Genomic DNA, 18,752 nt, shown 5'->3' with positions numbered 1-18,752 from the left:
CGCCGTCGTGTGTCGCCGCTATCTGAGTCCACCGTTTCGCTTTTACGAACCCGAGCTGGAATTCCAGGAGAGAGAACCATGGCCCCCGTCACGATTTCGCCGCTGTACACCGCCCACGCCACCGCTCACGGAGGCCGCAACGGGAAGGTCCAGTCGTCGGACAAGGTCATCGACCTGCCGCTGGCGATGCCCAAGGAGCTGGGCGGGGCGGGTGGCGCGGTCACCAACCCCGAGCAGCTCTTCGCGGCGGGCTACTCCGCCTGCTTCGAGAGCGCGCTGCGGCTGGTGGCGGGCAAGGGGGGCAAGAAGCTGGGGCCCGAGGTGGGCATCACCGCGAACGTCACCATCGGCAAGACGCCGGACGGCGGCTTCGGGCTGGCGGTGGAGCTGCAGGGCATCCTCCCGGGCATTCCCCGCGACGAGGCGGAGAAGCTGATGCACGCGGCCCACGAGGTGTGCCCGTACTCGCGCGCCACGCGTGGCAACATCGACGTGAAGCTCTCCGTCGCGGAGTAGTGGAAGGCCCCGTGTCGCCGCGGCGCGTGGGTGCGCCGTGTCGCGGCGGTACGTGGGGACACCGTGGCTGCACGTGAGTGCACCGTGGCACGGCGGCGCGTGAGTGCACCGTGTCGCGGCGGGTACGTGGGCACACCATGTCGCGCACGTGAGTGCTCCGTGTCGAGGTGGTGAGTGAATCCATCCTGTCGCGGCGATGCGTGAGCGCTCCGTGTCGAGGCGCGCGGGTGATCCATCGTGGCGCGGGGATGCTCCATTCCGGTGCGTGAGTGCTCCATCCTGGCGCGGGGCCTGAGCGCGTCCGTGTCGTGGCGGACACGATGTGCACCGTGGGACTCGCGGGGTTTCCCCTAGTGCTGGCCAGGCGCTCGCGTGCTGGTGACACGCGCGTGCGTCGCGCCCCGACGCGCCCCCTCCGAGCGGGCCTCGCGGCGTGCCCCGCGGAGGCCCTCTGGCATGCCCCTTGAAGTCGGGTGGGGTCGAAGGGGGGAAGTCAGCATGCGTGAGCGTCAGCTCATTCCGATGGAAGTAGCGGGTGTGGCGGTCTCGGGAGCAGCGCGGATGTTGCTGGAGGAGCCCGACATCGAGGAGTTCTTCGGGTGGTTGCGGCCGGAGGCGGGAGGAAATCCTCCCGGCCGGTGGAGCGCGGCGGAGGGCACCCGGCTGTTCGCGGTGGCGGAGCGGGGCTCGGGCATCATCGGGCTCGCGGCGCTCACGAACATCCGTCGCGAGGAGCGCTACGCACGGGTGAGCTGCGCCATCGCGCCGGAGTATCGCCGGGAGGGCGTGGGGCACTGGACGATGACGGAGCTCATCCGTCAGGGCGTGCGACTGGACGGACTGCGCCACCTGGAGACCTGCGTGCGCGGGGGGAGGGGGACATCGCTCCAGCTCATGGAGTCCCTGGGCTTCCGCGCGCTGGAGGTGCCGGGCTTTCCGCCCATGGACGCACGGCCCGGTGGCTACGTGTACCTGCGTCTGGATTTGCCCGTCGAGTCCCGGGAGCATCTCCTGCTGGTGCCCACGCGCAATCTTTGCGCGTGAAGACAGATGGGCGATGAAGGTTGGCGTCGGGCTGGGGGACTTAGAACTGGAACCGGAACGACGACCCGAGCATCGGCAGGTATCTCCAGCCGGAGCCGATTCTCCAGGACCCAGGCTACAGCCGAGAGATGGCCGAGAAGGGGTATGGCGTGCCCGCGTACGCGTACGCGGCAAACAACCCTCTGTACTGGTCCGACCCGACCGGCCTCGCGTTTGATGAGACTTGCTGGGCGGCATGCATCGACGAGGTCAATCCCCTGGAGAACAATCCCCTGATGTGTGGGGACTCAGATTCGTCGATGGGGAATGATGGCTCCGACTTCCCATGGGGCTCGGCAATCTCGCTCGCGGCGGGACCGTACTGGAAGCCGTTTGGTTATCAGGCCGGCGCTTCGCACTTCACCTCTCCCTGGCGGCTCATGAACATCGCGTCACGAAGTGTTTCCGGGCGTCCCGTGTTCCCGGGTCCCGCGACGAAGCTGATGGGGCGTGCCAGTGTCATGTGGATTGTCGCCGCGGGCATTACGTCATGGGGCGTCATTGGCGCCTGTGCCGCTGAATGCTCGGGACGATAGGGAGCCTCATGGCAAGCACCGCTCATGTGGATGTCGTCGCCCGCCGCAGGATTGCTGGTCTGCTTCGGGGGTTCATCGAGGGACAGCTCTCCAACATGGAGCTGGATAGGGACTACCCGGGGCAATCCCTGGACCCAGCCGTGCATGAGGTCTATCGGCGCACCTTCCGGTTCCAGGACGACTTCCGCGAGTATCGGACCACGGGGCAGTTCGCACTCCCTGACGAGCAGAGGGACCTTCTGGGTCGCTGCGCTCTCTTCATGGAAACCGAACTGCCCTACGAGTGGCCGTTGCCCCTTCAGTCCGTGGCCTCGTGGTTCTCTTCGCTCTTTCGGCGGAGTCCACGTGGGACCGTCAGGCACTCGCGTGGCGAGCGCTCGGCGTGGCCATTCTTCCGGCAAGCGGACCTTGATGCTGCCGCCAGAGGGGTACCTCCAGCGGCGCGGGGAGGTGATTGATGCCGACCGATGGATTGCTCTCAACGGTCGGCACCAAAGGCGGTCAGGCCGTACGAGCTAGAACCGCTTCACCTCGGTGAGCACCTGTCTCGAATACCGTGTCACCGCGCCGAATCGAGCCATCGATTCGGCGCGCAGGTGCTTCGCCGCGTCGCTCGCAGTGTAGCGCTGGAAGTCCGCTTCACTGGCCAGTTCGAAGTGACACACGTACCGGGCCCACCCGTCCTTCGCGGGCTCGGTGTCGCGCCACTTGCGGCAGCCGAGGAACCCGGGCTCCCGCAGCACCTCGGGGACATGCGTCCCCTCGTGCCACGGGTTCCACGCGTCCTCGGCGCCGGGCTCCACTTCGATGACCACCGTGTAGAGCGCGAGCACTGTCACGGCTGCCACGCGCCCCAGTCCACCAGCTTCCGGCCACCCATCGACTCACGCTTGCCCTTCGGCGCCACTCGGTAGAGGAAGTCGGAGAGCGGCGAGAAGCGCGCCTCGTGCGCCAGCCCGCTCAGCGTCTTGTCCCACGGGTCCGCGGCGAACATCCGTGAGCCCACCTGCTTCAACCCTTCCGCGCCCTCCGCCGAGTCGAGCTGGAGCACCGCCAGCTTCTTCGTCCCCACCGTCAGCGTCTCGCGCACCGGCGGCGCCGCGTTGTGAATCGCGGGCGGCCACTGCTTCGGGTCCAACGCATCCCAGAGGAAGGACAACAGCGCCTCCTCCAGTGGCACCGCGCCCGCCTGCGCGAAGTCCTTGCACGGCTCGCCACCACTGCCCGCCGGCGCCAGGCCTTCCGAGCGCAACACGAAGCCGCGCTCGGCGCCCAGGCACGTGCGCAGCACCGACTTCGTGCCCTCCGACTCCGCCTCGAAGTCGAACCACGTCCCCGGCCCCAGCGGCGACTCGCGCTCCGGCACCTTGCCCGCATCCCCCGTGCCCTGCTTCACCTCCACCAGCGTGAGCTGATAGCTGCCCGGCACGCGGAAGCCCGCAAGCGTGGTGCTCGCGTCCAGCAACCCGTTCGTCAGGTACAGCGGCCCCGCGTCCACCGCGTACAGCCGATTCTCCAGCGGACCGTCCACCGGGCGATTGTCACGCAGGTAACGTTTCGCCTCCCACGTGCGGCCCGCGGCCGTGGGCTGCTCGGCGCTCTGCGTGCCCTCGCGCTCCGCTTCCAACGTCCGCGTGGTGTCCGTGCGCATCGGAAACGTCAGCACGCGCGAGAGCTTCGGCTGCTCCAAGGGCTTGCCCGAGTCGCTGGTGAAGCCGAGCGTCAACCACACCCACGCGCCCTCCACCGCCGCCACTTCCAACGTCAGCTTCCCCGCCGCCGCGGCGCCATTCGCATCCCCCGGCTGGCCTCGAATCCCGGAGAACGCATAGACGACCTTGTCGCCCACGCGGGCCCGCTGCCAGGGGGAGTTTCCCTTCTGGGGCGCGGGTGACTCCGGGGTGGCCGCCTCCGTGGGGCCCTCCGCGGCGCCGCCTTGCGTCACGGGCACGCCGTCAGTGGGACTCACGGCGCGCGGCTTCGTGCTCTCACAGCCTGCGCCGAGCGCCAGCGCCGCGCACACCAGCGCGGAACGGGACAGGAAGGTTGCGGTGGGCTTTCGCATTCGGGCGTCACCTCGCGGGGCCTGAGCGCGGCATTGCGCGACCCCTGGGCGGGCTTGATACACCGGAGCGCAGGCTGTCCCCAACTTCCTGGAGTTCCATCACTCATGGCCACGAACCTGCCCATCCGTCGTGTCGTCCTCTACAAGCATGGCGTCGGCTACTTCGAGCGCCGGGGCGGAGTGACGGGCAGCGACACGCTGCACCTGGACTTCAAGGCGCGCGACATGAACGACGTGCTGAAGTCGCTGACGGTGTTGGACTTGTCGGGCGGCTCGGTGTCGGCGGTGAGCTACGACTCCACCAAGCCGCTGGAGCAGTTGCTCTCGGAGGCCACCATCCGGATTCCGGAGGACGGCAGCCTCACGGCGCTGCTCGGTCAAATCAAGGGTGCTCGCGTGCGGGCGCGCGTGGGGGGCGGTCAGGTGGAGGGCGCCATCATCGGCCTGGAGTCGCTCGCGGTGGCGGCCGGGGAGACGAGCGTCGTGCGGCCCTTCCTCACGCTGCTGGTGGGCGGCTCGCTGCGCACGTTCGACGTGCTCGACATCGCGGAGCTGGAGTTCCTCGATGAGGCGGTGCGCAAGGATTTGGAGTTCTACCTGGCCACGGTGTTGTCCTCGTACAAGAAGGACAGCAAGCGCATGTCCATCCTCACCTCCGGCGAGGGCGAGCGGGAGGTCTTCGTCAGCTACGTGCTGGAAGCGCCGGTGTGGAAGACCAGCTACCGCATCCTCCTGGACGAGGGAGAGTCGCCGCTGCTCCAGGGCTGGGCGCTGGTGGACAACACGGGCGACGAGGACTGGGTGGACGTGTCGCTGGCGCTCGTCGCGGGCCTGCCGGTGTCCTTCGTGCACGACCTCTACAACCCCCGCTACATGAAGCGGCCGGTGGTGGAGGTGCAGACGGAGGCCGCCGCCGCGCCGGTGATTCCCGAGGAGAGCTTCGGCGGCTCGATGGACATGATGGAGAGCGAGGCCATGCCGATGATGGCCGCGCCCGCCGCCGCCCCGGGCCGCTCCAAGAAGATGATGCGCAAGGAGGCGAGCTTCGTGGGAGGCCCGGGCGGTGGCGGTGGCCCCCGGCTGCGCGAGGTGCTGGAGCAGAGCAACCCGGTGACGACGCTGACGAAGGAGGTGGGTGACCTCTTCGAGTACGGCGTGGACCGCCCGGTCACGGTGCACCGCAACCAGAGCGCGCTGGTGCCCATCCTCCACAAGCCCTTCGAGGGTCGCCGGGTGCTCCTCTACAACCGCACGACGCGCGAGAAGAACCCCATGGCCTGCATCGAGCTGAAGAACACCACGGGCCTGACGCTGGAGGGCGGGCCGGTGACGGTGTCGGAGGACGAGCGGTACGTGGGCGAGGCGATGCTCGACACCATGAAGCCGCAGGACACGCGCTTCGTGCCGTACGCGGTGGAGCTGGGCTGCGTCGTCTCCGTGGAGGACCGCACGGAGGACGGGCCGGTGTTCCGCGCGGTGGTGAGCCGGGGCACGCTGGTGGTGGAGTACTTCCACGTGCGGCGCACGAAGTACCTGGTGCGCAACAAGGCGCAGCGGCCGCAGGTCCTCTTCGTGGAGCACCCGCGCTCGGGCTGGGAGCTGGAGAAGGACATGCCCGCGCCCGCGGAGACGACGGACGGCTTCTGGCGCTTCAAGCGGGACCTGGCGCCGGGCTCACAGGACGAACTGGTGGTGTCCGAGCGCACGCGCGGCCACCGGCAGTACTCCATCTCCAGCGCGGGGCCGGACGAGGTGGCCTTCTTCCTGTCGCAGCGCTACGTGGACGCGAAGATGGCGGACGCGCTGCGCGAGGTGATTGCCATCCGCGAGCGCGTGGCGGCGCTGACGCGCGACGAACAGCAGCTCACCGCGGAGCGCGCCCAGCTCTTCAAGGACCAGGAGCGCATCCGCGCCAACATCGAGTCGCTCAAGAGCGGCGTGTCCCAGCGCGAGCTGGCCGAGCGCTTCGTGGCCAAGCTCAACGAGCAGGAGGACCGGCTCGAGGCCATCACCCGCGAGCTGGAGCGACTGGCGAAGGAGCGGCAGGCGGCGCAGGAAGAGCTCAACCGCCGCGTCCAGTCGCTCAGCTCGGAGGCGGCCTTCTAGGCGGGGCTCACTTCTCCGCCGCGCGATAGACTTCGTCGCCGCCCACGACGGTCAGGCGCACCTGGGCGCCTGGCAGCTCGGCGACGGGCGCGTCCACCGGGTCCACCGACAGCGCGACGAAGTCCGCGTCCATGCCGGGCTGCAGCCGTCCCCGCCGCGCCTCCGCGAAGGAGGCGTAGGCCGCGCCCACGGTGAAGCCCTCCAGGGCCTCCTCGCCGCTCAGCCGCTGGTCCGCATACCAGCCGCCCTCGGGCGTGCCGCGCGCGTCCTGCCGCGTGCGCGCCGCGTAGAGACCCGCGAGCACGTCCGGCCGCTCCACCGGGAAGTCACTGCCCAGCGCCAGCACCGCGCCAGAGGCCTTCAGGCGCTGCCACGCGTAGGCGCCTCGAATCCGCTCGGCGCCCACGCGGGCCTCCGCCCAGGGCATGTCGCTGGTGGCGTGCGTGGGCTGCACGCTGGCCAGGAAGCCGCCGCGCCCCAGCCGGTCGATGTCCTCCGGGCGCATCACCTGCGCGTGCTCCACGCGGTGGCGACCGTCACGCGTGCCCGTGGCCTCGGCCGCGCGCAGCAGCGTGTCCAGCACCAGCGTGTTGGCGCGGTCTCCAATCGCATGCGTGCACACCTGGAAGCCTCCCGCCATGAAGGACCTCACGCGCCGCTCGTACTCCTCCGGCGTCATCATCAGGAGCCCCCGATGCCCGGGCTCGTCGCTGTAGTCCTGGTGCAGCGCCGCGCCCCGGCTGCCCAACGCGCCGTCCAAAACGAGCTTCACCGCGCGCAGCGTGAGGCGCTCGCCCTGGTAGGGGCCCTCGCGCAGGTACGTCTCGCGGTCCGCGGACTGCCCGTCCGCCATGGCGTAGACGCGCAGGGGCAGCTTGCGCTCCTTGTCCCAGCGCTGGAGCAGGCGGAAGGTGCGCAGGTCCATGCCCGCGTCGTGGACCCCCGTGAGGCCCGCTCGCGCGGCCCGGGAGAGCGCCGCGGTGAGCTGCGCGGCCAGCTCCGCCTCCGTGAGCGAGGGCAGCACGGCGTAGACAAGGCCCATGGCGTTGTCCACGAGGATGCCGGTGGCCTCACCGTCCGCGCCGCGCAGAATCCGTCCGCCCTCCGGGTCCTTCGTGTCGCGGGTGACGCCCGCGCGCCGCAACGCCTCGCTGTTGACCCACGCCGCGTGTCCGTCGATGCGCGCCAGCATCACCGGCACATCGGGGTGCTTCGCATCCAAATCCTGCCGCGTGGGGAACGCCTTCTCCGTCCAGTCGTTCTGGTCCCATCCCTGGCCGACGAGCCACTCGCCCTGGAACGAAGTGCTCGGCGCCGAGGCGACGCGCGCCAGGGCCTCCGCCTTGGACGTCGCGCCCAGCAGGCTCACCGTCGCCTCCCACTGGCCCAACGCGGACAGGTGGCCGTGTGAGTCCGTCAGGCCCGGCACCACCGTGGCATCGCCCAGGTCCACCACGCGCGCGCCCACGCCCGCCGCGGCGAGCACCTCATCCCGTGTGCCCGTGGCCAGCACCTTGCCCTCGCGCACCGCGAGCGCCTCCACCACCGGCCGCGCCGCGTCCAGGGTGCGGATGCGCCGCGCCACGTACACCGACGTGCCCGTGGCTTCCGCACCGGGCGTGTTGCGCGTGCAGCCGCTCGAGGCCGAGAGAAGGACCACCGCACCGAGGAGTCCGCCGAGTCGTCGCAGCATCTTTCGCGCACCTGCCTGGGAGACCGCCCCGAGCGTGGGACGGGCGCGCGACACTCTGGCGCACCCGCACCGCACGGGCCAGCATCCGGCGCGTGACGCGCCGCGGCCCGGGCCCACGGAGAATCCCACCGACTGGCTCCGGGCAGCCCCTTCACTCCAGGAGGGACCAGGCGACTGCTCCAGGTGTCGGGCTCGGGCGCGCCCACCCTCCGTCGCACCGCACGCGGAGCGAGGGCAGGCGGCGAAAAGATGGTTGCGCCACGCAAGCTTCCTGTCCGGGGGACTTGACGTCAGAGAGGGGGACTTGGCGACGAGCCGGGGCGTGAGGGATGTTGCGGCGTCTCACGTTCCCTGGAGTCGTCATGAACCTGAACCTGTCCAAGTCCCGGCTCGGGCCCACCGCGCTGCTGGTCGTCGCCGCCCTCTGTCTGACCACCGCCGCGGGTTGCGCCGGCCGCCGCCGCGAAGCCTTCCTGCACGACAAGACGCGGACCCACGTGTACCGCAAGCCCATGGCCGAGGTGTGGCCTCAGGCGCTGGCCCTCCTCAAGGAGAAGGGCTACTCGCTGCGCGTGGGCGCGCAGGGCTTCGAGGCGACGTCCGAGTGGCTGATGCACGGCGCCCCCTCGTCGCTGGGCACCACGCAGGTGCGCTACCACGTCAAGGGGACAGAGCGTGGCCCCGGCCAGTGCGCCATCGAGTTCCACAAGCAGTTGGCCACGGAGACCAAGAGCGCCAGCTCCGGAGGCCGTTCCCAGGAGCTGAATGACCCGGGCGTCCGCGCCGACGGCGGCAACATCAACCGCGACGCGGAGATGGAGTGGGAGCTGCTGCAGAAGGTGGACGCCGAGTCCGCCGCCGCGCTGCGCGCCGAAGCGGACAAGGTCCAGTAACGCTGTCCCCGACAGGAGCCGCCGCTGACGCGCGCTACTCGTCGCGCAGCGGCAGCTCCAGGGTGAGGCCGTCGTACGCCACTTCCAGGGGCCCCTTGAACTCCTCCCTCGCCTGGTTGAGGAGTTTCGCGGGGTCCGTGTCGTGGCGGCTGGACAGGTGGGTGAGAATCAGTCGCCGCGCTCCCGCCTCGCGCGCCACCCATGCCGCCTCCCGGGCCGTGGAGTGATGCGTCTCCTGGGCCCGCTCCTGCTCGTCATCGGAGAAGGTGGACTCGTGGATGAGCAGGTCGGCGTCCTTCGACGCGTTCACCACGGCGGCGCACGGCCGGGTGTCTCCGGAGATGACCACCCGGCGTCCGGCGCGCGGAGGGCCCAGCACGTCCTCCGGCTTCACCGTCCGCCCGTCCTCCAGCGTCACGGCCTCGCCCTTCTGGAGCTTGCCGAAGCTGGGGCCCGGGGGCACGCCCAACTCGCGCGCCTTCTCCACGTTGAAGCGCCCCGGCCGGCCATCCTCCACCAGTGCGTACGCCAACGCGTTGATGCGGTGGTCCACGCCCACCACGTGCAGCGCGTAGCCGTCGCGGCGGATGACGTCGCCGTCCTTCACCTCGTGGATTTCGATGGGGAAGGACATGGCCTCCACGCCCAGGTGCACCGCCTGGTGCAGGAGGCGCCGCGCGGGGGGCGGGCCGTACAGGTGGATGGCGTGCTCGCGCCCCATCATCCCCAGCGTGCGCAGGAAGCCGATGATTCCCAGGTAGTGGTCGGCGTGGAAGTGCGTGAAGAAGACCGCGTCCACCGTGAAGCCGGTGCCAAAGCGAACCATCTGCCGCTGGCTGCCCTCGCCGCAGTCGAACAGGAGCAGGTCCGTGTCCGCCTTCACCGCGAGCCCGGACAGGTTGCGGTGAAGCGTGGGCTGCGCGGCGGAGGTGCCGAGGAACGTGAGCTTGAGGAGGGACATGCCGGCACTTCCCACGCGAAGAGAGTCTCCCGCGCCACACCCACGGCGCGAGGCGCCATTTAGCAGGGTTTGGACCCTCCCGTGCTATGAGGCCGCGCTCCCAGACACCGCCATGCCTGAATCCCTGACGTTCGCTCCCACCCCCGACCCTCGCCGCGTGCGCGCTCCGGATGGACGCGTGCTCACCGTGCCGGAGGGCTGGGCCCTGCTGCCCCCCGGTGACGCCGGCCTCACCCGCCGTGTGAAGGCCGCCGGCCCCACCTGGACGGTGGTGGAGAAGGTGGGCCGCAAGCTCTTCTCCCGGGGCGTGTGGGCCCCCGAACCCCACATCCACCAGGCCCGCGCCGCGCTGGACTCCGAGCGCGCCACGCCCGCCTACGCGAAGAAGCTGGCCGCCGGCCGAGAGCGCCGCGCCCGCGAGCAGGAGCAGTACGAGGTCGACTTCGCCAACGCCGTGCTGCGCTTCCTCGCCTTCTCTCCCGCGTGGCTGCCCCATGCGAAGCGCCTGGCCGTGCTCGTCGCCGCGCATGCCACGCCCGTGGGCAGCGGCACCGTGGCCCGCACGGAGCGCATCCCCGTGGAGCGCCGCGCGGAGGCCGCCGTCATCGCGTGGATGCGTCACCAGACGACCAGCTACGACAACCTGAAGATTGCCCGCGTGAAGGGCGCGCGGCGCGAGGTGCGGCGCGAGCTGGCGGAAATCTCCCGCGCCGTCCTGGACCTGCACCGCCGTGACGTGCCCCACGGGCCCACGGCGTGTCCGCTCTGCACCGCCCTGATGAATGTGGGTGGTGGTGCGCGGCAGGGCTGACCCGGGCGCTGGGGCTGGAATACCGACGGGTTTCTGACCCGCCGTTCAGTCAAGTTGCGCCATTAATGACCGCCGGGTTAGTAACGGGTCCGCCATGCCGAGACCCGCTGACCCTCATGCGAGGGAAGCCCTGATGACCGCGGCCCGAGCGGAGCTTGCCCGCAAGGGGCTGCGCGGGGCGCGAATCGAGGACATCACCGCCGCGTGTGGGCTCTCCAAGGGCGCCTTCTATCTGCACTTCCCCTCGAAGGAGGCGCTGTTCGCGGAGGTGCTGGCCCTGTTCGAGTCACACCTGACCGAGGTGAACACGCGGCGGATGGCGGAGGTGGAGCGCCACTTCCGTGAGCAGGGCGTGATGGGGCCGCGCGACAGGCTGGAGCGCAGCGCGCGTTATCAACAGTTCTGCGAGCTGGAGGCGGCGTTCGATTTGGAGTCGCTCGAGCTGATGTGGTCCTACCGGGACGTCGTCTCGGTGCTCCTCAGCGGCAGTCAGGGCACGCCCTTCGAGTCGCTCCTGTGGCGCATGACGGACGCGCAGGTGGAGCGCGTGGCGGGAGACTTCCGGCGATTGCAGGAGGCGGGCGCGGCGGACCAGGAGATGGACGCGAAGCTGTTCGCCTCCGTCATCGTCGGCGCGTACGTGCTCCTGTCCCAGCGCATGGTGCACCTGCCGGAGAAGCCGGACCTGTCCGCCTGGGCATACACGCTCCAGCGCCTGTGCGAGGGCGGCACGCTGCCCCGCTTCGATGCGCCCGTGCCCGTGTCCGAGCCTGTTGTCTCCCGGGCCAAGCGCCCCACGACTTCCCAGCGCCGGCCTCCCGCCCGCGCGAAGACCCGCCACACCCCGAGGAAACGCCCGTGAACCCCACCTGGAAACCTTCCGCCCCGCGCGCGCTCGCGGCGTTGGGTGTCGTCGTCACGGCGCTGTCGCTGCCCGCTTGTAGCAAGGCGGATGCTTCCTCCACGCCGGCCGCTGTCGCGAAGACGGACGCGGCGGCGCCCACGGTGAAGCTGGTCGCCACGCGCACGGTGCGAGCCGCGCCCCGCGAAGAGGTGACGGGCACGCTGTTCCCCGCGCAGGCGCTCCAGGTGGGCTTCGAGGTGGGGGGCCGGCTCGCCGCCGTGAAGCTGGGCAAGGGCGCGGCGGTGAAGAAGGGCGACGTGCTGGGGCAGCTCGACGTGGAAATCGTCGACGCGCAGGTGGCGCAGGCGCAGGCGGCGGTGGCCGCCGCGGAGGCCGGTTCGACGATGGCGTCCGACGTGGCCTCTCGCAACGAGGCGCTCCAGAAGGAGGGCGGGGTGAGCGACTTGCAGAACCGCTCCACCTCCGCGACGGCGGCGCAGGCGCGGGCGCAGTTGCTGGCGGCGCAGGCGCAGCTGGCGCAGGCGCGAGCGGCGCGGAGGCGGCATGACCTGCGCGCGCCCTTCTCGGGCACGCTCATCGACGCGCCCGAGCAGACCGGCGCCACGGTGGGGCCGGGCACGCCGCTGTTCAATCTGGAGAACCTGGACACGCTGCTGCTCAAGACGACGGTGTCGGAGTCGCTGCGCTCGCGGCTGAAGCCCGGCGCGAAGGTGCGGGTGGAGTCGATTGGGAGCGCGGGGGTGTTCACCGAGGACGCGACGGTGCGCACCATCCTCCCTTCCGCGGACCCGGCCACGCGCCGGGTGCCGGTGGAGTTGTCGGTGCCCAACGCGGATGGCCGCTTCGTGGCGCACACGCTGGCGCGCGCGGTGCTGCTGTTGGGCGAGGACCAGGACGCGCGGGTGTTGCCGGGCACGGCGCTGTCGTCCTCCAACGGAGACCATGTCTTCGTGGTGGGGAGCGGCGGCGAGGTGAGCCGTGTGGACGTGCAGGTGTTGGAGCGGCGTGAGCGCGAGGTGGTGGTGCTGGCCCGCTCGCCGCTCGAGTCCGTCATCGACCACCCCACGCCGGGCCTGTCACAGGGCTCGCGCGTCACCGTGAAGTAAGGGGAGGCCGTCCATGTTCCTCAGCGACGTCTCCATTCGCCGGCCGGTGTTCACGGCCATGTTGTCGCTCTGCCTCATCGTCCTCGGACTGATGGGCCTGGGGCGCCTGGGCACGGACCTGTATCCGGACGTGTCCTTCCCCGTCGTCGTCGTCACCACCGTCTACAAGGGCGCGGGTCCGGGTGAAATCGAGACCCAGGTCGTCAAGCCCGTGGAAGACGCCGTCGCGGGCATCAGCGGCGTGGACAAGATTCACTCCTGGAGCCGGGAGAATCTGGGCACGGTGGTGGTGCAGTTCACCCTGTCCACCAACGTGGACCGCGCGGTGCAGGAGGTGCGCGACAAGATTGCCGGCATCGCGAACAAGCTGCCGCAGACGGCGGACGCGCCGGTGGTGGGCCGCGTGGACCTCTCCGCGACGCCCATCCTCACGTATGCCGTGTCGGCGGACATGCCGTCGCAGTCGCTGCGCCGGCTCATCGACGACCGAATCAAACCCGCGCTCGCGCAGCTCGAAGGCGCGGCCGAGGTGCGCATCACCGGTGGCGACACGCGCGAGATTCAAATCGACGTGGACCTGGACAAGGCGCGGTCGGCGGGGGTGTCGCCGCTGGACATCGCTCAGCGCGTGGGCGCGGAGAACCTGGACCTGCCTGCGGGGCGACTGGCGCTGGGCGCGAGCGAGCTGACGGTTCGCTCGCTGGGGCAGTTCCGCGACGTGGACGAGATTCGCGCGTTGCCCGTGGCGCGCAGCCGGACGGGTTCGCAGGTGCGGCTGGATGAAATCGCCACGGTGACGGACGGCGTGGCGGAGCGGCGCACGGTGGCGCGGCTCAACAGCCAGGACGCGGTCATCCTGGAGGTGGTGAAGCAGCCGGGCTCGAACACGGTGGCGGTGAGCGACGCGGTGAAGCAGGTGCTCAGGGACATGGCGCCGGAGGTGGGGCAGGGCTTCACGGCCACGCTGCTCATCGACCAGTCGGAGCTCATCCGGGAGAACGCGCACGAGGTGTGGATTGCGCTCGTCTTTGGCGGGGCGATGGCGGTGCTCATCATCCTGATGTTCCTGTTGGACGGGCGCGGCACGTTCATCTCCTCGCTGGCGCTGCCCACGTCCGTCATCGGCACGTTCTTCGTGATGTACCTGTTGGACTACACGCTGAACCAGATGACGCTCCTGGGGTTGTCCCTGGCCATCGGTCTGCTCATCGACGACGCGGTGGTGGTGCGCGAGGCGATTACGCACCGGCTGGAGAAGGGCGAAGACCCGATGAGCGCGGCGGCCAACGGCACCAACGACGTGGGGCTCGCGGTGCTGGCGACGACGCTGTCGCTGGTGGCGGTGTTCGTGCCGGTGGCCTTCATGCCCGGAATCGTGGGGCAGTTCTTCAAGCAGTTCGGCATCACCATCTCCGCGGCGGTGCTCGTCTCGCTGTTCATCTCCTTCACGCTGGACCCGATGTTGTCGGCGCGGCTGGCGAAGAAGCGGGTGCCAGGAGCGGTCCACAAGGAGAACGCGGTGGCGTCGGGGTTGCGGCGCTTCCTGGACGGCACGGAGCGCGTCTACGCGCGCATCCTGGGCTGGGTGCTGGCGCACAAGTGGGCGACGGCGGGAATCACGGTGGTGGTGCTGGTGCTGTCCTTCGGAGCGGCGAGCCGGCTGGGCGCGGAGTTCATCTCGCCGGAGGACCGCTCGCAGTTCCTGGTGGATCTGCAACTGCCGGACTCCGCGAGCCTGTCGGAGACGGAGGCGCGCACGGCGGAGGCGGAGGCGTTTCTGCGCAAGTTGCCGGAAGTCACGGCCATCTATTCCATCGTCGGCACCAACGGCGATGTGAACAAGGCGCGCATGCGCGTGCTGACGGTGGGCAAGGGGCAGCGCACCAAGGGCATCCCGGTGCTGAAGGACGAGGCGCGCGCGCTGTTGACGCCGCTGGTGGCGACGCGGGTGAACCTGAGCGACCCGCCGACGATTGAGGGCCTGGGCGATTACTACCCCATCATGGTGCGCATCACCGGGCCGGACCTGTCGCGCGTCAATCAGGAGGCGGAGCGCGTCGCGGGCATCCTTCGCGGGCTGAAGGGTACGGAGGACGTGCGGGTGGAGGCGAACCCGCCGAAGCCGGAGCTCCAGGTGCGCATCGACCGGGCGCGCGCGAGCGACGCGGACATCAACGCGGCGGGGCTGGCGACGCAGCTGCGGCTGGCCATCAGCGGCGACGTGGTGGCGAAGCTGCGCGAGGGGACGAACGAGACGGACATCCGTGTGCGGTTGGCGGAGCGGGACAGGAGCACGCCGGAGCGGGTGCGGCAGTTGGAGGTGTACACGCCGCGCGGGTTGAGGCCGGTGTCGGACCTGGCGCAGGTGGAGCTGCGGGACGGGCCGAGCGTCATCGAGCATGAGAATCGGGAGCGGCAGATTGCCGTGTACTCGCAGCTCGCGAAGGGCGCGGCGCTGGGCGACATCGCGAAGGCGTTGAGGGAGCAGGTGGCGGTGGCGCCGCTGCCTCCCGGCTACGCCATCGTCTACGACGGGCAGATGAAGAGCCTGGATGAGCAGAACGAGGCCTTCAGCCTGGCGTTCGGTCTGGCGTTCGTCTTCATCTACATGGTGCTGGCGAGCCAGTTCGAGTCCTTCAAGCACCCCTTCACCATCATGGCGTCGCTGCCGTTGGCGCTGGTGGGCGCGCTGCTGGGGTTGGTGGTGACGGGTTACCACCTGTCGATGGGCGCGATGATTGGCGTCATCCTGTTGATGGGCTTGGTGACGAAGAACGCGATTCTGCTCATCGACGGTGCGTTGCAGCACCTGCGTGAGGGGGACTCGGTGGACGTGGCGCTGATGAAGGCGGGGCCCCGGCGGCTGCGTCCGATTCTGATGACGAGCGCGGCGATGGCGATTGGCATGGTGCCGACGGCGGTGGGCTCGGGGACGGGCTCGGAGTTCCGCGCGCCGATGGCCATCTCGGTGATTGGTGGCGTCATCACCTCGACGTTCCTGACGCTGCTGGTGGTGCCGGTGGTGTTCGCGGCGATGGAGAAGGTCGGCTTCTGGAGGACCACGAAGGCGGAGGCGCCCGTGCCCGAAGAAGCCCCCGTGTCACCCGGGCCCAGCCCGGCCGCGTGACGACAGCGCCGGGCCCGAGCGTGGGTGTCTCGGGCCCGGTGTCCGGCTCAGTCCTTGAGGCCCGCGAACTTGCGCGCCTCGGCGAGCGCGCTGGAGTCAGGGAACAGCGTACGGGCGAGGGTGGCCGTGGTCGCGGCGCCCTCGGTCTTCCCCTGCTCCCCAAGGGACTCGATGAGGCCGGCCCAGGCTTCTTCGAGGACATTCAACGCTCGGGTGGCGGCCTCTCGGTAGAGGGCCTCCGCCTCCAGGGGGGCGTCGCGGACGACGCTCTTGAAGCGGGCCAGTCCGATGAGCGCCTCGGGCGTTCTGTCCGAGGCGTCGACGGCGCCCAGGAGCAACTGCTCGACCTCCGCGAAGAAGGTGGCGGGGTCCGCGAGGTCTTCCTTCCCCCAGAGCAGGGCCCTGCTGGAGAGCAGCAGCCCTGGCACATGGGCGGGGCATTGGGTTCGCACGCGTTCGAGCAGTCGCAGTTGCTCCTCGCTGCCCCATTCCAGGCGCTTCGCCTCCGACAGTAGCTCCAGCAGTTCGTGGGGGCTTGGGTGCATGGGGGCTCACAGCTTCTGAAGCAATCGGGAGTTGTCCTTCGCCACATCTTTCAAGAGCTTCAGCGCGGTCTGAAGCTCCTTCTTCGTTCCGATGCTGAAGTTCTCCGCGTCATACATCTTCTGGAGCTCATGCCGCGTGAAGTCCTTGAGCCGGGAAGGGAAGCTCGGCACGCGCTGCAGCCGGGCAGGTATCTCTCCCAGCTTCATGGAGAGGTCGGCAATCTGTCGGCGAAATGCCGTCGCCGCGGCCTGCTCGATGAGTCCCGACGAGGTGGACTCGGCCACGAGCGCTTCGGCTTGCGCGAACTGGCCATCCGAAATCAGGTGGGTGATTCGCGCTTCCGCGCTGTTGCGGCCGAAGCCGCCACCGCTGCCCTCATCGACGTGAGCGCAGGAGAGCAGGCCGCATCCGATGAGGACGAGCGCGAGAGCCCAGCTCTTTCTTCGTGCCCGCGAAGTCATGCGGACGAGGGTACCTACAGGCTTCGGTGCGGCCCAGGTCATGGGCGGACACCTGTCTGCTCGTGAGCGCTCGAAACCTCAGCCGCCCGTGTACACGGGTGTCATCGCGTCGATGATGCCGTGCATGAGGCTCTGGCCGTCGGGGGTGTCCGGACACAGTCCGCCCCAGACGAGCGTGAGCCGGTCGGCCACCGGGCGCCAGTACATGCGGCCTCGCATGGCCACCGGCTCGTAGCTCTCCCGTCCGCCCGCGAGGTAGTCCTCCTCCGGCATCCCGAACACCGCGTAGTAGCTCAGGTCCGGCGCGTCCGCGTCCTCCGTGCGGTGCAGCCCGCTGGGAATCACACAGGCCACGTCCGCGCTGTGCCACGCACCCTGCCGGCCCGTCGTCACCTCGCGGACCTCGAAGCACATCCGCGACGCCGGACACCCCAACTCCCCCGCCGTCAGGAAGTTGTAGTCCAGCCGCGGAATCTCCAGCATCTCCTCCACGTCTGGCCGCCCGTCACTCCGGAAACCCCACGGATTGCCGTCGCGCTTGTACGAACGCACCCCGTACGCGCCATAGAAGACGTTGTACCAGGGGCTGTGCGGATTGAAGTAGTCCGAGCACCCCGCGCCATCCGGGAAGTCCGCGATGGTGAACGCCACCAACAAGTCGAACAGCCGCTTGTTGTCGAACGCCAGGAACGGCTCGCGCGCCACCGCCCCTATCGAACCCCGGATGCGTGGCACCGGCGTCGCGATACCCACCTCGTCCAGGAAGTTCGTCTTGCCCGGCAGCGGCGTTGCATTCATGGCCATGACGGCCAGCTCTCGTTGTAAACCCATGGAATTCCGTACCCCGCTGCCACAGCTTATGGGACCGGAGTACACTGGTGAACATGCCGGAGAAGCTCGTCTTCGAGCACACCTTCGAAGGCCTCTTCGTTCGCGGGCTCGCGGGACGTGTCACGCCGGCCTTGAGGGAACGGCTGCGGGAAGTCGGCCTGGACCTGGAGAGCAAACTCCAGCCCGCCTACGGCTTCGACACCTGGTGCTCCGCCGTCCGTGTCACCGCCCACGAACTGCACCCCGAAGAGCCGCCCGAGGTCGGCTACGCCCTGCTCGGCGAGCGCATGGTGGACGGCTACCGCGAGACCATCATGGGCCGCGCCCTCTTCAGCGTCATCCAGCTCCTGGGCCCCCGACGCGGCGTCGGCCGGGCGCGGCAGATGTTCCGCTCCGGCAACAACTACACCGAGGCCCGCGTCGACGACGTCACCTCCCGGGAGGTCGACGTCTGGATGAACGAGGCGGGCCCCATCCGCTACTTCACCCAGGGCGCCCTGCGCGCGGGCCTGCGCGCCACCGGCGCCGTCCAGCCGCTCGTCACCGTGCGCGACTTCACCGCCCAGGACGTCACCTACCGCTGCACCTGGCGCGATGGGCTCGACCCCTGAGCCGGGCCTGCTCGCGGTGGACCTGGGGCTGCGCTCGGGCCTGGCCCTCTATGGCCGCGACGGCCGCCTGCGCAACTACCGCTCCCAGAATTTCGGCAGCCAGTCGCGCCTGAAGCGCGCCGTGCCCTCCGTGCTCGCGGGCACCGGGCCGCTGGCCTTCCTGGTGCTCGAAGGCGGCGGGCCGGTGGCCGACGTCTGGGAGAAAGAGGCCCTGCGCCGCGCGCTGCCCGTGCTGCGTGTCTCCGCCGAGGACTGGCGAGAGCGGCTGCTCTACGCACGCGAGCAGCGCAGCGGAGGCCAGGCCAAGGACGCCGCGGATGGCCTTGCCCGCCGGGTCATCGACTGGTCCCACGCCTCGAGGCCCACCTCACTGCGCCACGACGCCGCGGAGGCCATCCTCCTGGGCCTGTGGGGCGTGCTGGAAGTGGGCTGGTTGCCCCTGGTGCCCGCCGAGGTGCGGGCAAGATAGGTGGACGCGCGCACCCCGGGGCCGCGAGCGGACACCGCCTCCTGGTATGACAGCCAGATGCCCTGGACCTGG

18 protein-coding genes are annotated in these 18,752 nt (G+C 69.8%); 11 read left to right on the top strand and 7 right to left on the bottom strand.

Annotation, left to right across the window (positions count from 1 at the left end; genetic code table 11):
* Positions 1-78 precede the first annotated feature (78 nt).
* From HUA78_RS12010 to HUA78_RS45925, 3 genes are all read left to right on the top strand, one after another.
* Positions 79-516: an organic hydroperoxide resistance protein gene (locus HUA78_RS12010; RefSeq protein ID WP_174457462.1), complete on the top strand. Its 438-nt coding sequence runs from the start codon at positions 79-81 to the stop codon at positions 514-516.
* 498 nt (positions 517-1,014) lie between these two features.
* Entirely contained in the window at positions 1,015-1,560 is a 546-nt protein-coding gene (locus HUA78_RS12005) for a GNAT family N-acetyltransferase (RefSeq protein ID WP_174457461.1), read from the top strand.
* Positions 1,561-1,688: 128 nt separating this feature from the next.
* Positions 1,689-2,135: a hypothetical protein gene (locus tag HUA78_RS45925; protein ID WP_141645415.1), complete on the top strand. Its 447-nt coding sequence runs from the start codon at positions 1,689-1,691 to the stop codon at positions 2,133-2,135.
* Between the two features lie 515 nt (positions 2,136-2,650).
* Here HUA78_RS45925 and HUA78_RS12000 read toward each other — a convergent pair.
* Both HUA78_RS12000 and HUA78_RS11995 read right to left on the bottom strand, forming a co-directional pair.
* The gene (locus HUA78_RS12000) at positions 2,651-2,983 is read right to left on the bottom strand and encodes a DUF4286 family protein (protein ID WP_174457460.1); all 333 of its coding nucleotides are present in this window, start codon (positions 2,981-2,983) and stop codon (positions 2,651-2,653) included.
* Positions 2,971-4,200: a DUF6068 family protein gene (locus tag HUA78_RS11995; RefSeq protein WP_174467619.1), complete on the bottom strand. Its 1,230-nt coding sequence runs from the start codon at positions 4,198-4,200 to the stop codon at positions 2,971-2,973. The genes HUA78_RS12000 and HUA78_RS11995 overlap by 13 nt, the downstream gene beginning before the upstream one ends.
* Before the next feature lie 105 nt (positions 4,201-4,305).
* Between HUA78_RS11995 and HUA78_RS11990 the strand changes: the two genes are divergently transcribed.
* Positions 4,306-6,306, top strand: coding sequence for a hypothetical protein (locus tag HUA78_RS11990; protein WP_174467618.1), 2,001 nt, complete (start codon positions 4,306-4,308; stop codon positions 6,304-6,306).
* Between the two features lie 7 nt (positions 6,307-6,313).
* On the opposite strand, the gene HUA78_RS11985 is transcribed toward HUA78_RS11990, so the two are convergent.
* A complete protein-coding gene (locus HUA78_RS11985; protein WP_174476309.1) occupies positions 6,314-7,999 on the bottom strand; it encodes an amidohydrolase in 1,686 nt (561 codons plus the stop codon).
* A 362-nt stretch (positions 8,000-8,361) separates the two neighbouring features.
* Here HUA78_RS11985 and HUA78_RS11980 point away from each other — a divergent pair, with 362 nt between their 5' ends.
* Positions 8,362-8,892, top strand: a complete 531-nt coding sequence (locus tag HUA78_RS11980) for a hypothetical protein (protein WP_141645420.1) — start codon at positions 8,362-8,364, stop codon at positions 8,890-8,892.
* Between the two features lie 34 nt (positions 8,893-8,926).
* Here HUA78_RS11980 and rnz read toward each other — a convergent pair whose 3' ends face one another.
* On the bottom strand, positions 8,927-9,853 hold the full coding sequence (gene rnz / locus HUA78_RS11975) for a ribonuclease Z (RefSeq protein WP_141645421.1): 927 nt from the start codon (positions 9,851-9,853) through the stop codon (positions 8,927-8,929).
* 112 nt (positions 9,854-9,965) lie between these two features.
* On the opposite strand from rnz, the gene HUA78_RS11970 reads away from it, so the two are divergent.
* From HUA78_RS11970 to HUA78_RS11955, 4 genes are all read left to right on the top strand, one after another.
* Positions 9,966-10,664 carry a DUF2293 domain-containing protein gene (locus HUA78_RS11970; protein WP_141645422.1) on the top strand — a complete coding sequence of 233 codons (699 nt, stop codon included), beginning with the start codon at positions 9,966-9,968 and terminating at the stop codon, positions 10,662-10,664.
* 133 nt (positions 10,665-10,797) lie between these two features.
* A complete protein-coding gene (locus tag HUA78_RS11965) occupies positions 10,798-11,526 on the top strand; it encodes a TetR/AcrR family transcriptional regulator (protein WP_246137434.1) in 729 nt (242 codons plus the stop codon).
* On the top strand, positions 11,523-12,635 hold the full coding sequence (locus tag HUA78_RS11960; protein ID WP_141645424.1) for an efflux RND transporter periplasmic adaptor subunit: 1,113 nt from the start codon (positions 11,523-11,525) through the stop codon (positions 12,633-12,635). The genes HUA78_RS11965 and HUA78_RS11960 overlap by 4 nt, the downstream gene beginning before the upstream one ends.
* Positions 12,636-12,648: 13 nt before the next feature.
* Positions 12,649-15,762 carry an efflux RND transporter permease subunit gene (locus HUA78_RS11955; protein ID WP_174476308.1) on the top strand — a complete coding sequence of 1,038 codons (3,114 nt, stop codon included), beginning with the start codon at positions 12,649-12,651 and terminating at the stop codon, positions 15,760-15,762.
* Positions 15,763-15,809: 47 nt separating this feature from the next.
* Here HUA78_RS11955 and HUA78_RS11950 read toward each other — a convergent pair whose 3' ends face one another.
* The 3 genes from HUA78_RS11950 to HUA78_RS11940 all read right to left on the bottom strand — a co-directional run bounded on the left by HUA78_RS11950 (position 15,810) and on the right by HUA78_RS11940 (position 17,573).
* Positions 15,810-16,307, bottom strand: coding sequence for a hypothetical protein (locus HUA78_RS11950; RefSeq protein ID WP_174476307.1), 498 nt, complete (start codon positions 16,305-16,307; stop codon positions 15,810-15,812).
* 6 nt (positions 16,308-16,313) lie between these two features.
* Positions 16,314-16,769 (bottom strand): hypothetical protein, encoded by a 456-nt coding sequence (locus HUA78_RS11945; protein WP_174476306.1) that lies wholly within the window; start codon positions 16,767-16,769, stop codon positions 16,314-16,316.
* Positions 16,770-16,847: 78 nt separating this feature from the next.
* The gene (locus HUA78_RS11940) at positions 16,848-17,573 is read right to left on the bottom strand and encodes a hypothetical protein (protein WP_254623672.1); all 726 of its coding nucleotides are present in this window, start codon (positions 17,571-17,573) and stop codon (positions 16,848-16,850) included.
* 80 nt (positions 17,574-17,653) lie between these two features.
* Between HUA78_RS11940 and HUA78_RS11935 the strand changes: the two genes are divergently transcribed.
* Together HUA78_RS11935 and HUA78_RS11930 are read left to right on the top strand one after the other, a co-directional pair.
* Positions 17,654-18,211 (top strand): DUF2378 family protein, encoded by a 558-nt coding sequence (locus HUA78_RS11935; RefSeq protein ID WP_174476304.1) that lies wholly within the window; start codon positions 17,654-17,656, stop codon positions 18,209-18,211.
* Complete coding sequence (locus tag HUA78_RS11930; RefSeq protein ID WP_174476303.1) at positions 18,195-18,680, top strand: hypothetical protein; 486 nt, start codon at positions 18,195-18,197, stop codon at positions 18,678-18,680. The genes HUA78_RS11935 and HUA78_RS11930 overlap by 17 nt, the downstream gene beginning before the upstream one ends.
* Positions 18,681-18,752 lie beyond the last annotated feature (72 nt).

This window comes from Myxococcus sp. CA033 (assembly GCF_013336625.1).
GTDB lineage: Bacteria > Myxococcota > Myxococcia > Myxococcales > Myxococcaceae > Myxococcus > Myxococcus llanfairpwllgwyngyllgogerychwyrndrobwllllantysiliogogogochensis.
Note: the sequence above shows the minus strand (reverse complement) of the source record. Positions and strands in the feature narration are given on the sequence as shown.

Bases quoted from the DNA above. Each gene is read 5' to 3' on its own strand.
- HUA78_RS12010 (WP_174457462.1), top strand. From the start codon at position 79: ATGGCCCCCGTCACGATTTCGCCGCTGTACACCGCCCACGCCACCGCT.
- HUA78_RS11995 (WP_174467619.1), bottom strand. From the start codon at position 4,200: ATGCGAAAGCCCACCGCAACCTTCCTGTCCCGTTCCGCGCTGGTGTGC.
- HUA78_RS11955 (WP_174476308.1), top strand. From the start codon at position 12,649: ATGTTCCTCAGCGACGTCTCCATTCGCCGGCCGGTGTTCACGGCCATG.
- HUA78_RS11950 (WP_174476307.1), bottom strand. From the start codon at position 16,307: ATGCACCCAAGCCCCCACGAACTGCTGGAGCTACTGTCGGAGGCGAAG.
- HUA78_RS12005 (WP_174457461.1), top strand. From the start codon at position 1,015: ATGCGTGAGCGTCAGCTCATTCCGATGGAAGTAGCGGGTGTGGCGGTC.
- HUA78_RS11965 (WP_246137434.1), top strand. From the start codon at position 10,798: ATGACCGCGGCCCGAGCGGAGCTTGCCCGCAAGGGGCTGCGCGGGGCG.
- HUA78_RS11945 (WP_174476306.1), bottom strand. From the start codon at position 16,769: ATGACTTCGCGGGCACGAAGAAAGAGCTGGGCTCTCGCGCTCGTCCTC.
- HUA78_RS11985 (WP_174476309.1), bottom strand. From the start codon at position 7,999: ATGCTGCGACGACTCGGCGGACTCCTCGGTGCGGTGGTCCTTCTCTCG.
- HUA78_RS11990 (WP_174467618.1), top strand. From the start codon at position 4,306: ATGGCCACGAACCTGCCCATCCGTCGTGTCGTCCTCTACAAGCATGGC.
- HUA78_RS11935 (WP_174476304.1), top strand. From the start codon at position 17,654: ATGCCGGAGAAGCTCGTCTTCGAGCACACCTTCGAAGGCCTCTTCGTT.
- HUA78_RS45925 (WP_141645415.1), top strand. From the start codon at position 1,689: ATGGCCGAGAAGGGGTATGGCGTGCCCGCGTACGCGTACGCGGCAAAC.
- HUA78_RS11980 (WP_141645420.1), top strand. From the start codon at position 8,362: ATGAACCTGAACCTGTCCAAGTCCCGGCTCGGGCCCACCGCGCTGCTG.
- HUA78_RS11970 (WP_141645422.1), top strand. From the start codon at position 9,966: ATGCCTGAATCCCTGACGTTCGCTCCCACCCCCGACCCTCGCCGCGTG.
- HUA78_RS11940 (WP_254623672.1), bottom strand. From the start codon at position 17,573: ATGGCCATGAATGCAACGCCGCTGCCGGGCAAGACGAACTTCCTGGAC.
- HUA78_RS11930 (WP_174476303.1), top strand. From the start codon at position 18,195: ATGGGCTCGACCCCTGAGCCGGGCCTGCTCGCGGTGGACCTGGGGCTG.
- rnz (WP_141645421.1), bottom strand. From the start codon at position 9,853: ATGTCCCTCCTCAAGCTCACGTTCCTCGGCACCTCCGCCGCGCAGCCC.